Raw genomic sequence first — 13403 nt, forward strand, 5'->3', positions numbered from 1 at the left:
CACTGAGCCATCACTTGTTCCGTTAATTTTCTTGGCCAAACGATAAACGCTTCCCCTACACGATTACAGATGTTCTAACTATCCTTAAGGGGCCGCCACATCCGAAAAGGCGCCGAAATTAATTTCTAGTTGGGGCAGCTGGAGCCAATAGATGCAGCGAATAAGACAATGCAGCTTTGTGAGAAATTGTCTGTTCGGAATAGTCGTCGCCACATTGCCCACATCGCTGGCCGCATTGGAAACCGTCCTCACGGCACCGGGCGCTCCGAAAGCGCTGGTTGAACGGATCGAAGATACCGCATCGGTGACAACCGCAGAATCCCGCGGGCTGGACACGCCGCTTGAACTTTTGTCAGCGGCCCTGTCGGACTATACCACCATTGTACAGATCCTTTATGACGAAGGCTATTTCAGTCCCGTCGTCAGCATTAAACTGGACGGGAAAGAGGCGGCGGAACTCAGTTCACTCAACGTGCCCAATCAGATCAACAAAATCGTGATTGCTGTTAAAACCGGCCCAACCTTCACATTTGGCCAGGCGGTGGTCCGGCCGATCGCGACCGAAACGGTTCTTCCCGAAGACTATGCGTCGGGCAAACTGGCCACCACCGGCGCCATTCAGCAAGCCGCGTCAGCAGGCGTGCAGGGATGGCGTGACGCTGGTCATGCCAAGGCCGAGGTCAGCGGCCAGAAAGTCATTGCCCGCCACGCCCAGGCAAAGCTGGATTCCCGCATTGACCTCGCCCCGGGACCGCGTCTTAGCTTTGGAAAAATGTACATCAAAGGCGACAGCGATGTTCGCCACAGGTCCGTCGAACAAATCGCCGGCTTCCCAACCGGAGAGGTGTATTCCCCCCAGCAGGTGCAAAAGGTCGGAACCCGGCTTCGCCGCACCGGCACGTTTAATATTGTCTCGATCGAAGAGCACGACACTCCCAACCCTGATGGCTCCCTGGATTTCGATGTCTATCTTGAAGACATGCCCAAACGCCGCCTGACCTTCGGTTTGGAAGTGGCCTCGCGCGACGGGATGGAGCTGTCGACGACCTGGACGCATCGCAACGTGTTCCGCCGCGCCCAGCGGCTGCGGTTTGAGGCATCGTTGCGCAATATTGGCGGGGCCGAGGATCTGGACGGGCGCATCGGGCTGCGGCTGGATCAGCCCGACCGGCTGGGCCCCGATGACAGTACGTTCTGGAGCGCCCTTCTGGAACGTCGCAACACCGACAATTACAACGTGACGGTGACGTCTCTGGCCTATGGTGCAAGACGCACATTTTCAGACCGCCTATACGCCGAAGCATCCGCCGGGTTTCAGTGGTCGGATGCAGATGACGCCTATGGCGACGGGCGTAAGTTCCGCTATTTTATCATGCCGTTCCGATCAGAATGGGATGAAAGGGACAGCAAGGTCAGCGCCACCAATGGCTATTACCTGGATGCCCGTGTGATGCCATTTGTCGGCCTGTCCGACACAGAAACAGGCCTCAGGATGTTTGCGGACGCGCGTGCCTATACCAGTCTGCGGACGCAAGGTCGTCTCGTGCTGGCAGGACGGGTCCAGATTGGGTCAATTGTAGGACCCGCCTTGGACGGGGTCACACCCGATTTCCTGTTCTTTTCGGGCGGTGCGGGCACTGTGCGCGGTCAGCCCTATGAAAGCCTCGGCATTCCTGTTGGCAATGAGGTTGCTGGCGGCAAGTCTTTCCTCGGTCTATCTGGCGAAGTTCGCGGCAAAATCACCGAGACAATATCGCTGGTCGGGTTTTATGATTATGGTGTTGTCGACACGTCCTCGTTTGTCAGCAGCGCCGCAGAGAGCCATTCCGGCGCCGGGCTTGGTATCAGATATGACCTCGGTGGTTTTGGCCCCCTGCGTCTTGATCTCGCCCTTCCCGTTCAGGGCGGCACCGGGGACGGATTGCAGTTTTACATCGGAATTGGTCAGGCATTTTGACACATCGTTTCTCATATCCAGTTTTGGCGGCTGTTCTGCTGTGGGTACCCTACCCCGTTCTGGCGCAGGACGAAGGCGGCAGTATGCTAGAGCAGTTTCTGCAGGATACCCTGTCCGGTGATGATCAGAACGTAACCGTCAAAGGCTTGCAAGGCGCGCTGAGCGCACGGGCCACAATCGCAGAGATCACCGTATCGGATGATGAGGGCGTCTGGCTGACCATCAAAGATGCCGAACTGGATTGGAACAGACTGGCCCTGATACGTGGGCGGTTCTCGGTCAATGCGCTGACAGCGCAAGAGATCGACGTAGCCCGTGCGCCGGGCGCCACAACCAAAGATGCCCCTCCTCCTTCTGCGGAAACCCAGACATTCCAGCTGCCCGAGCTGCCTGTCGCAGTTGAAATCGGCGAAATCCGCGTGGATCAGCTGTCGCTGGGGCAGCCGCTGATTGGGGTAGCCGCCGACTTATCCGTCACCGGCAATCTGTCGCTTGCTGATGGAACGCTGGACACCAATCTCGACGTGGTGCGGCTGGATCGTGCCGGAGATGAGATCACACTGACCGCCGGGTTCGACAACTCGACAAGCGAGATCAATCTGGACCTGAACGTGGCCGAGGCATCCGGCGGGCTTATTTCGACCGCTTTGAACATTCCCGACAGCCCAACGATCGAGCTGACGGCAAAAGGTGCCGGACCGCTGACGGATTTCACCGCCGATATCGGGCTGAGCAGTGACGGGCAGCAGCGTCTGGCTGGGCAGGTTCGGCTTGGTTCGGCCCCTGACGACACTGCGGAAGGCATAGCATTTACCGCCGATCTGAACGGAGACCTGACACCCTTCGTCGGCCCTGCAATCGACCCGTTTTTCGGGACGGACTCGCGGCTGTTCGTGCAGGGCCAGACCCTGCCCGAAGGGGCGCTGGACCTGTCCGATCTTCAGCTTGCAACGCAGGCCCTGAACCTTGAAGGGAAGTTGGCCCTTGCCGAAGGTGGCACATTGCAGTTTGCCGCCTTGCAGGGACGCATTACCCCGCCGCAGGGACAGGCGGTCACGCTTCCGGTTGGCGGTGGTGACAAAACGATCAAGTCCGCGCAGATCTCGACCTTGTTTGATCAGAAGAACGGCAATCTCTGGGATCTTAGCCTGACAGCAGATAAGTTCAAATCCCCCCAGGCCGAACTTGAGAGCATGCAAATTATCGCGCAAGGCGTGCTCGATCAGACCCTTGGATTTACGGTGAACGGCGATCTGCAAGCCAGCGTCACGGGCATTGATCTGACCGATCCGAACCTGAATACAGCCGTCGGAGATCGCATCACGCTGGACGGGCAATTTGAGTATGGTGACGACCAGTCGTTGACATTGTCCGGTTTCGAACTGGTCGGGTCGGATTACACTCTGTCGCTGGACACGCTGATCAGTGGATTGACCAGCGGATTGGCTGTTGATGGCAAGGCTACGCTGGACGCCACCGACCTGTCCCGGTTCTCTGGCCTTGCCCAGTTGGAACTGGCAGGGTCGGCGTCGGCAGAGGTTCAGGGCAAGGGCTCTCCGCTTGAGGGCAGCTTTGACGGAAAAATTGTTGTTCAGGGCAACAACCTGTCGACCGGTCGCGACGATATCGACCCCGTAATCACCGGCCAGACCACCATCGCTCTGGATGCTCGTCGTGGGGCGGATGGAATATCCATACGCGAGTTCAAACTGAACGGTCAGGCCGCGCAGGCACAGGCCAGTGGCGAAGTGACCACGCCTGATGGCAATCTGACAATCGACGGTCAGGCCAGCCTCAACGCGCCCGACCTCTCGGTCTTTTCCGGGCTGGCCCAGCGGCAGCTTGGCGGGTCGCTCAGCGCACAAATGGACGGCAAAGGCACCCTGCAGACGCAAGAGTTTGATGGCACGGCCAGCATTACGACGCAGGATCTGCAGACAGGTATGTCCGAAGTCGATCCTCTGCTTGCAGGCAAAACCGTGATCACCTGGGATGGTGCGAAAACGGGAGACCTTATCGACATACGCAAAGCCACCATCAACGGACGGGCCGTGACAGCACAAGTAAGCGCGTCGATCAATGACCCAACCGACAATCTAGTTCTTGATGGTCAGGCACAGGTGACTGTCCCTGATCTTTCGCTATTTTCGGATCTCGCGGGCCGGGATCTTGCCGGGTCGGTTACCGCGGATATCAATGGCAACGGAGCTTTGTCCAGCCAGACCTTCGACATAGCCGGCGATGTCGATGCGCAGGACGTCCAGATTGGCATCAGCCTCGTCGACAAACTGATCGAAGGTCGAACGACGCTGCGTGTCGATGCCGAAAACAGTGATCAGGGTCTGAATGTCCAAAACTTCAAACTGCGGGGCACCGCCTTGACCGCAGACGCTTCGGGTCAGGTCAGCAAAGAGACCGGAGGGCTGAGCTATTCGGTAGAGCTGGACGATCTGGCGCGGATTTCCAAGACGTTGTCAGGACCACTGACGCTGGAAGGCAACGCCGCGCCAACAGCTTCGGGCCTTGAAGGAAGAGTCAGCTTGCGTGGGCCGGACAGTTCATACGCGTCGCTGACGGGGTCGGTCGGCTCTGACGGATCGGCAGACTTGGACTTTGACGCCGAGCTAAACAAGGTCGAGCGTTTCGCCCCAGATTTTCCAGGTACAATCACCGCCAATGGGACCGCAAAGCGCGAGGCAGGCGTCTGGACCATCAACTCTTCGGCGCAGGGTCCGGCACAGATCACCGGCGAAATCTCGGGCACGTTCGATGAAACCACAGGAAACGCCGATCTGCAGGCGCAAGGCGGGGTTAATATCGGTATCGCAAACCTGTTCATCACCCCCAACCAAATCGACGGGACTGCGCGGTACGACCTTAGCTTGAATGGCCAACCCTCGCTTGAGGCGCTCAGCGGGTCGATCACGACCTCTGGAACCTCGTTGGCGATACCGGGTGCCGGTCAGACCATTACCGGCATCAGCGGCGCGGTCGAGTTGGCCAACAACCGCGCCAACATCTCCCTAAATGGTGGAACCCGCGCCGGGGGTAATTTCACCGTCGCGGGCCCGATTGACCTGACGCCTCCGTTCAATGCGCAAATTACGACCACGCTCAATCGTCTCGTGCTGACGGATCAGCTTTTGTACGAGACGATCCTGAACGGGCAAATCGCAATGACCGGAGCTTTGGCCGGCAACAGCACAATAGTCGGGCAAATTACATTCGAAGAAACCAATATTAACCTCGCCGCCGCCTCGGGTGCGGTTGGCGCTGCGCCCATACCAGAGATCGAACATATCAACGAAAACGCGGCCAGCTATAGGACTCGGGAACGTGCCCGTTTGGTAAAACAGGACGATGCCACCCAAAGCGATTCCCGTATTGCGCTGGACATCGCTCTGCTCGCCCCCAAGGCCGTGTTTGTCCGAGGTCGAGGCGTGAATGCCGAACTCGGCGGACAGCTGTACATAGGCGGAACAACAACCTCGATCATTCCTTCGGGCCAGATCGCTCTAATCCGAGGCAATTTCGACATTCTGGGCCGCAGGCTGGCCCTGACAAAAGGGATCGTGACCCTACAAGGCGACTTGACACCCTATATCGAATTTGAATCATCAAACAGCACCTCGGACGGGACCGCTACAATCGAAATCGCCGGGCCGCTGGACGCCCCCGAGGTCAACGTGTTCTCGGATCCGGAACGGCCAGCAGAAGAGGCGCTGGCCATGCTGTTGTTTGGCAACCGTTTCTCTGAGCTGTCGCCCTTTGTCATTGCCCAGATGGCGGCTTCGCTGGCGCAGCTCAGCGGTGCAGGAGGGGATGCGACCAAGGGTCTGAGGGAGTCGACCGGTGTCGACACAGTCGATATCGGAGCAACGTCAAGCGGCGGAATTTTGGGCGCCGGGGCGTATCTGGGTGACAATCTCTATACCGATTTCAACGTGAACACCGAAGGAAATACCGAAGTGAACCTCAATCTGGACGTCACCGATAATATCACAATGCGCGGAACCGTTGACGGGCGGGGGGAAACGGGATTGGGTGTCTTTTTCGAGCGCGACTACTAATCCTGCGCGAAACTCTGCATCTGTGACAACAGTTTCGGGCCAAATCACAGGAAGGCAGGGAATTTCATTAACCCCTTTACTATCAATTTCTTAACATGACAGCGAATGCACAAGTCGCTCTATTCATTTCGTGCGACACGAATTTTCATTGCCGTTCGTTTCGAATTTTTGACGTTTCGTACCAATTTCATTGCCAGGTCCGTGCCTATGCAGGAAAAGAAGGCAGCGCCTGGTTTTGCGGCGTCTTTATCGAGTGACTTGTTGACCAGTACGACCTGATTATAGAGGGGGAAAAACTCAAAATCGGGGAAAGCAAAAGATCAAAATTCAAATCTTTTCATTACTAAAAATATTGAACTGCCCACCTTCCCATCCACTGCGTATTCTGTACCCAGCAGCGATGGGAAGGTGGATTATCTAAACGAACCGATAAGCCGGATGTTTCCGCCGAACGATGTCAGGTTTGTTGTTGTGAAGCTTTAACTGTTGCCGGGCTTTCCGCTGACGCCATCTCGGACAGCCAATCACGCACGGCGCCGTGCCGGCTACGGGCGATCGCGATCTTTTTGCCGCAGCCCAGAACCAGATATCCGACTTCATTCAGGCTTTTAGCAATATCCACACACCGATTAGCAACCCAAAAGGACCGATGCACCTGTAGGCCATAGCATTCTGGCATTTGCGATAGGATGCCTTTGAACGTTGAACGCACCAGCACTTCTTTTTCATCTACACGCAGGGTGACATAGTGCTGCTGAGCCTGAACGAACAAGATATCCTTGGCCAAAAAATTTTGCCCATTGGCGGACACTAAACCATTGGCCACAGGAACACGGGATTCCACTCTGCTATCCGGCTCGTCCTCGGGTTGCGGATCGCCGGCGCGCAGGCGGGCCAGATAAGGTGGAAAAACCCAAACGATTACGATCACTTCAATTCCAACGACGAGAAAGTACTGAGGCAGCAAAAGCGGCGAGTTTTCAAAGCTGAAAGACAGAAACGTACTGAAAACCATTGTCGTTGCGAATTGGGCAAACTTCATCGCCCCATACGCAACGGGAAAACATGTCAGCGGGGTGAAAAACCGTTTGATGCCCAGATATCGGCTGCAGACTGCCTCAAAAAGCAACATCAGAACCACCGAACCCATATACCCCAGCAATCCGAACATCCAATAGATCGATCGCCCCAGCCCGTTTAGCGGTTCAGCAAACAATGACGGCGTCGCACCAAGGAGCAACAGCATCAAAGCGGGCAGAAACATCAGGAAGTTTCTGGACAGGAAAAAACTAAGGACTTCGCTCAGGATCGCATCAACCGACATACCCGGCAATACGACAAACGAAAGCTCAGCCTGTTTCAAATCGTTATACACGTCTTGCGGTTTCATTCAGCCCTTGTTGCTCTGATCGCACTACTACCATCTATTTCGGCTTCGGCGCCTAGGCCCGACTGCCCACAGGTTCGGGCCCTGCGCAATCGGTTCCCCAATTTCGTTTCCAAACCCAATCAAGACCTAACCTCACGACCGCAAAATGGGCGCTTGGTGGCGTTTTCTTAGGTTTAAAATTGCTGAAACCAGAGAAATATGGCGCAAATGGCGCAAAGCTGAGTGGGAAATGCCTATTTCCCCGTTGACGTTACGGAAACCTAAAAGGGCGGCCTCGCAAGGCCGCCCTCAAAAACTCTACTCCGACACTCTTACTCAGCCGCGATTACGCCTTCGATCTTTTCAACGCGAATGGCCGAGAATTTGAACTCAGGGATTTTACCATAAGGGTCGATGGCCGAGTTGGTCAGGATATTCGCTGCCGCCTCAACATAGGCAAAGGGGATGAACACCATGTCCTCTGCAATCGCCCGGTCGGCACGCACCATGATCTCGATCGAGCCGCGACGGGTGGTCAGGCGAATGGTCTCGCCCGGTTCGATTCCCATCAGCTTTAGCTGACGTGGGTTCATCGAACAGTTGGCCTCTGGTTCAACCGCATCCAGCACCGTGGCCCGGCGGGTCATTGACCCTGTGTGCCAATGTTCAAGCTGACGACCCGTGGTGGCGATCATCGGATACTCCTCATCCGGCGCTTCATCCGGCTGGATCACACTGGCAGGAGTGAACTTGGCCCGCCCATCGGCACGAGGGAAGCCATCACCAAACACAATCGCTTGGCCCGGATCGGTCTCAGACAGCGACGGGTAGGTGATTGTTTCGGTCTCCAGCCGCTCCCAGGTGATGTTGTCGAGCGACGCCATGGTCAGCTTCATCTCGGCAAACACTTCGGACACATCCGAATAAGACCAGTTCAGACCAATGCGCTGCGCAAGTTCGACGGTGATTTTCCAATCCTCGCGCGCCTCACCCGGAGGCGCCACAGCCGGACGCACTCGTTGTACCTGACGGTTGGTGTTCGACACGGTGCCGTTCTTTTCATACAGCGCCGAGGCAGGCAGGATGATGTCGGCGTAGTTCGCCGTTTCGGTCAGGAAGATGTCCTGCACGATCATCAACTCCAGCTTGGCCAGCGCGTCCCGCGCGTGGCCTACATCGGGGTCGGACATGGCTGGGTTTTCACCCTGAATATACATGCCCTTGATATTGCCCGCATATGCTTGATCGATGATTTCAGTGACGGTCAGGCCTTTTTCGTTCGAGAAATCCTCAGATCCCCAGACCGAGGTGAACTGTGCCCGGATGTTGTCATCGGTCACCGTTTTGTAATCGGGCAGGAACATCGGGATCAGGCCCGCGTCCGACGCGCCCTGCACATTGTTCTGACCGCGCAGCGGGTGCAGGCCCGCGCCGGGTTTACCAACGTTGCCGGTCATCAACGCCAGCGAGATCAGGCAGCGCGAATTGTCGGTGCCGTGGATATGCTGACTGACACCCATACCCCAGAAAATAAGCCCGGCCTTGGCCTGTGCAAAGATGCGCGCCACGCGGCGCAGCTGATCGGGTTCGATACCGCAGATCGGGGCCATCGCCTCAGGCGTGAAAGCGCGCAGGTGCTCTTTTTCGGCTTCCCAGTTTTCGGTCCAGCGGTGGATATACTGGCTGTCATACAACTCTTCTTCGACGATCACGTTCATGATCGCGTTCAGCATCGAGACATCGGCACCGGGGCGGAATTGCAGCATCTCATCAGCAAATTTACGCATGCCGACACCACGTGGGTCCATCACGATCAGCTTGCCACCGCGCTTGGTGAACTGCTTGAAGTAGGTTGCCGCCACGGGGTGGTTTTCAATCGGGTTGGCGCCGATGATGATAACCACGTCCGAGTTTTCAACCTCGTTAAAGGTCGCGGTCACCGCGCCCGAGCCCACGTTCTCGATCAGCGCCGCCACGGACGAGGCATGGCACAGCCGGGTGCAGTGGTCGACGTTGTTGTGTTTGAAGCCCTGGCGAATGAACTTCTGGAACAGATAGGCTTCTTCGTTGGTGCATTTGGCCGAGCCGAAGCCAGCGACGTTGCGCGGATCTTCATCACGCAGCGCCTTCAGCTTGGTGGCCGCCAGATCCATTGCCTCTTCCCAAGTCGCCTCGCGAAAATGAGTGCCCAGATTGCCCGGATCGACATTCAACCCTTTTGCAGGCGCATCTTCTCGCCGGATCAGCGGTTTGGTCAGGCGGTGTGGGTGGTGGATATAGTCGAAACCAAAGCGGCCTTTGACGCACAAGCGGCCTTCGTTGGCCGGGCCGTTGATGCCCTCGACATACTTGACCTTGCCGTCCTTGACCTTCAGCGAGACCTTGCAGCCGACGCCACAGAACGGGCAGACGCTTTCAGTTTCGCTATCGTAATCCTTGCTGTCTCCCTGCTGCTGATCGTCCAGCACTGTGGCAGGCATCAGGGCACCGGTCGGACAGGCCTGAACGCATTCACCACAGGCCACACAAGTTGAATCGCCCATCGGGTCGTTCTGATCGAACACCACCTGCGCGGTGTGACCGCGCCCGGCCATCCCGATCACATCATTGACCTGCACATCCCGGCAGGCCCGGACGCAGAGGTTGCAGTTGATGCAAGCATCCAGATTAACCCGCATCGCGATATGGCTGTCATCCAGCAACGGGATTTTCTCGACCTCTTTGGCCGGGAACCGGCTGTCGCTGACATCGTTCAGTTCGGCCATGTCCCAGAAATGGCTGGATTTGTCGTGGGCCTCTTCGGGTTGATCGGCGACCAGCAATTCCATGACCATTGCGCGCGATTTCTCGGCACGGTCGCTGTCGGTTTTCACCACCATGCCGTCCGCCGCAGGGCGAATGCACGAAGCGACAAGAGTGCGCTCGCCTTCCACCTCGACCATGCAGGCGCGGCAATTGCCGTCGGGTTTGTAGCCCGGCTGCGGCTTATGACACAGGTGCGGAATGGTGAACCCCTGTCCCTTGGCGGCTTCCCAGATGGTCCAGCCTTCGGGCACGGTGACGTCATTTCCGTTCAGATTGAAGGTGACGGTCTTGGTTGGGCTTGCATCAAGCATGGCTCTGTCTCCCTCAGATTTCGTCAGCGAAATGTTTCATGACCAGGCGGATCGGGTTCGGGGCCGCCTGCCCCAGTCCGCAGATCGAGGCATCGCCCATGACCTGACACAGGTCTTCCAGTAAATCCTGGTCCCACGTGTCAGCCTGCATCAGCTTAACCGCCTTTTCGCAGCCCGCCCGGCAGGGCGTGCATTGGCCACAGCTTTCATCCTCGAAAAACCGCAGCATATTCAGCGCCGCGTCGCGGGCAGTGTCCTGATCGGACAGCACCACCACGGCGGCCGACCCGATAAACGTACCCAGAGGTTGCAGCGTGTCGAAATCCAGCGGCACGTCGTCGATTGACGCAGGCAACAGGCCCGAAGACGGCCCGCCCGGTTGATAGGCTTTGAAAACGTGACCCTCGGCCATGCCACCAGCGGCCTCAATCACATCCAATATGGTCGATCCCGCAGGCAACAGATAGACGCCCGGCTGCGCCACCCGGCCCGAGACCGAATAGCTGCGCAGACCCGTGCGCCCATTCTTTTCCGTGCTGTTCAGCACTTGGGGCCCTTCGCGGCAGATTTTCGACACCCAATAGAGCGTCTCGACATTGTGCACCAAGGTCGGACGGTTAAAGACCCCAACCTGCGCCACAAACGGAGGCCGGTGACGCGGCAAGCCTTTCTTGCCTTCGATCGACTCGATCATCGCGGATTCTTCGCCGCATATATAGGCACCGGCGCCCCGGCGCAGATCGATATATCCCTTTTCAACCAGGCCAGCCTGTTCCAGCGCGGCAATCTCGCGGCGTAGAATTTCCAGTACCGCCGGATATTCATCGCGCATGTAGATAAAGCAGGTCTCGGCCTCGACCGCCCATGCGGCTATCAGCATGCCTTCAAGGAAGACATGCGGCGTGCGTTCAAGGTAATAGCGATCTTTGAACGTGCCAGGCTCGCCTTCATCGCCATTCACGGCCAGATAGCGGGTGCCTTCGTTCATGCGAACGAAGCCCCATTTCTTGCCGGACGGGAAGCCAGCACCACCCAGACCGCGCAAGCCCGAGGACAGGATGTCTTCCTGTACTTTCTCCCAATCACCGCTCTCGCGCAGCTCTTTCAGCTTGGCATAGCCGCCGTTTGCTTCATATGCCGCAAAGGTTTCATAGGCGGGCAAATGGGCGTGGGTATCATCCGCAGCAATCGCCGCCTGCACCTTTTCAGGAGTGGCATAGTCGATATGGTTATGCCCGATCTCCAGCACTGGCGCAGTATCGCAACGACCCATGCAAGGCGCACGCAGGACACGGACGTTGGAAGGATCAAGACCGTCTTCCAACGCCTTTTGCAACTGCTGGGCACCGGCCATTTCGCAGGACAGGGAATCGCAGACGCGGATGGTCAGCGCGGGCGGCGGGGTTTCATCCTCTTTCACCACATCGAAATGGGCATAGAAGGTGGCGGTCTCATATATCTCGGCCTGACCAATCCGCATCTCGACGGCCAGCGCAGCAATATGATCGGCGCTGATATGGCCGTGTTCGTCCTGAATCAGATGCAGGAATTCGATCAAAAGGTCGCGACGGCGGGGGCGATCCCCCAGCAAGCGCGCAATCTCGGCCGCCGCCTCATCCGTGAACTGACGGCCTTTGGGCGTGTGCCGCCCCTTGCCTTTACCTGACTTCCAGACGCCCTTTGGCGCGCCTGATGGCTTGGTATCTAATGGTGCCATGATGCCCTCCGATTCAGGCCCCGTGTCTCATCAGACTAGCATATCGTCAAATCGCATATTTCAATCGCACGATAACGACACCTTATCACCGCAAAGACGTCACCACCGCGCGCAACGCTCCAACCGTTGGCAGTTCCGGATCGCGTGTCAGGGTCGCCAGACAGATAGGTTTGCTGACCACCGGATCGACCAAAGGCAGAACCTTTGTTCCCTTCAGATCCCCCAACGCCCGTACTAACACGCGTGGCACCACGGTGGCCGCCAATCCCTCACGCGCCATGACCATTGAGGCAGTGAACCCGCTGGTTTCCGCGACCACATGAGGATGCAGGCCCTGTTCTGCGAAAATCCGGTCTAATATGCGGCGGTTCTGCATCTGCGGTTCAAGCAGGCTGACCGGAAATTCGGCGACCCGCGCCCAGGGAATTGGCCCCGTTTCGTCTGTCATGTGAGACGGGATCAACAGGACATAGGTTTCTTCATACAGCGACTGTACCTGCCGCAAATCGGTGCCGATACTGTCGCCATATGTGATGCCCGCATCCAGACTGCCTTCGTCCAGCCGATGTTGAATGGCCGTAGCCGACATCGTTTCGATCCGAGTGATGATGCGCGGATGCGCCTGCTGTAGACGCTTGATCAACCGGCCCGTAAAGGCGATTGCAGTCGGGATCACGCCCAGTATCAGAGTCCCCGTGATTTCCCCCTTTGCCGCCTGCACCTGCTGTTCCAAGGCCTTGGTGTCGTCCAGAATGCGCCGCGCCCGCTGGACGATCATCTCGCCCTCTTCGGTCAGGCCCTGAAACCGGTTGGCGCGGCGGACGATGGACACGCCCAACCGATCCTCTAGGTTGCGAATACGCATAGAAAACGCAGGCTGGGAAATCCCGCATTCCTCGGCTGCCTTTGCAAAATGCCGGTGCCGCGCCAAAGCGCTGAGCAGTTGCAGGTCGCGGATTTCGATCATGTGGCGGCATCACTCATATCAGGTCGGTGCCGACACTAGCGGAATTCCTTGGGATACGGAAAGCAGGAGTTAAACCCGGCCCCTCCTCGAACCGATCCTTATTACCATTGGTAATGCCAAGTTTGGACCTTAGGGTCAGGACTCATAGCCAATAGATGACGAGAGCTGCGATGGCGATTGCTGAGAGGAAGACCTTCGGGCACCTGT

The 13403-nt window shown here is 57.4% G+C and carries 6 protein-coding genes; 2 read left to right on the forward strand and 4 right to left on the reverse strand.

Annotated features, from left to right (window positions below; genetic code table 11):
- Positions 1 to 151 precede the first annotated feature (151 nt).
- Together AC2FHW_RS18235 and AC2FHW_RS18240 are read left to right on the forward strand one after the other, a co-directional pair.
- A complete protein-coding gene (locus tag AC2FHW_RS18235; RefSeq protein WP_496822405.1) occupies positions 152 to 1957 on the forward strand; it encodes an autotransporter assembly complex protein TamA in 1806 nt (601 codons plus the stop codon).
- On the forward strand, positions 1954 to 6027 hold the full coding sequence (locus tag AC2FHW_RS18240) for a translocation/assembly module TamB domain-containing protein (RefSeq protein WP_496821157.1): 4074 nt from the start codon (positions 1954 to 1956) through the stop codon (positions 6025 to 6027). The genes AC2FHW_RS18235 and AC2FHW_RS18240 overlap by 4 nt, the downstream gene beginning before the upstream one ends.
- Before the next feature lie 457 nt (positions 6028 to 6484).
- Here AC2FHW_RS18240 and AC2FHW_RS18245 read toward each other — a convergent pair whose 3' ends face one another.
- The 4 genes from AC2FHW_RS18245 to AC2FHW_RS18260 form a co-directional block, all read right to left on the reverse strand.
- Positions 6485 to 7417 (reverse strand): LytTR family DNA-binding domain-containing protein, encoded by a 933-nt coding sequence (locus tag AC2FHW_RS18245; protein ID WP_271952328.1) that lies wholly within the window; start codon positions 7415 to 7417, stop codon positions 6485 to 6487.
- A 311-nt stretch (positions 7418 to 7728) separates the two neighbouring features.
- Positions 7729 to 10512, reverse strand: coding sequence for a formate dehydrogenase subunit alpha (gene fdhF, locus AC2FHW_RS18250; RefSeq protein WP_271952329.1), 2784 nt, complete (start codon positions 10510 to 10512; stop codon positions 7729 to 7731).
- A gap of 13 nt (positions 10513 to 10525) precedes the next feature.
- The gene (locus tag AC2FHW_RS18255) at positions 10526 to 12229 is read right to left on the reverse strand and encodes an NAD(P)H-dependent oxidoreductase subunit E (RefSeq protein WP_496822407.1); all 1704 of its coding nucleotides are present in this window, start codon (positions 12227 to 12229) and stop codon (positions 10526 to 10528) included.
- Positions 12230 to 12314: 85 nt separating this feature from the next.
- Positions 12315 to 13196, reverse strand: a complete 882-nt coding sequence (locus AC2FHW_RS18260; protein WP_142640095.1) for a LysR family transcriptional regulator — start codon at positions 13194 to 13196, stop codon at positions 12315 to 12317.
- Positions 13197 to 13403: the final 207 nt, after the last annotated feature.

The sequence above is a fragment of the Ruegeria sp. YTSA108 genome, from assembly GCF_059610185.1.

What these genes read in the sequence shown, in the direction of transcription:
- AC2FHW_RS18245 (WP_271952328.1), bottom strand. Translation starts at nt 7,417, where the DNA reads ATGAAACCGCAAGACGTGTATAACGATTTGAAACAGGCTGAGCTTTCG.
- AC2FHW_RS18235 (WP_496822405.1), top strand. Translation starts at nt 152, where the DNA reads ATGCAGCGAATAAGACAATGCAGCTTTGTGAGAAATTGTCTGTTCGGA.
- AC2FHW_RS18255 (WP_496822407.1), bottom strand. Translation starts at nt 12,229, where the DNA reads ATGGCACCATTAGATACCAAGCCATCAGGCGCGCCAAAGGGCGTCTGG.
- AC2FHW_RS18260 (WP_142640095.1), bottom strand. Translation starts at nt 13,196, where the DNA reads ATGATCGAAATCCGCGACCTGCAACTGCTCAGCGCTTTGGCGCGGCAC.
- fdhF (WP_271952329.1), bottom strand. Translation starts at nt 10,512, where the DNA reads ATGCTTGATGCAAGCCCAACCAAGACCGTCACCTTCAATCTGAACGGA.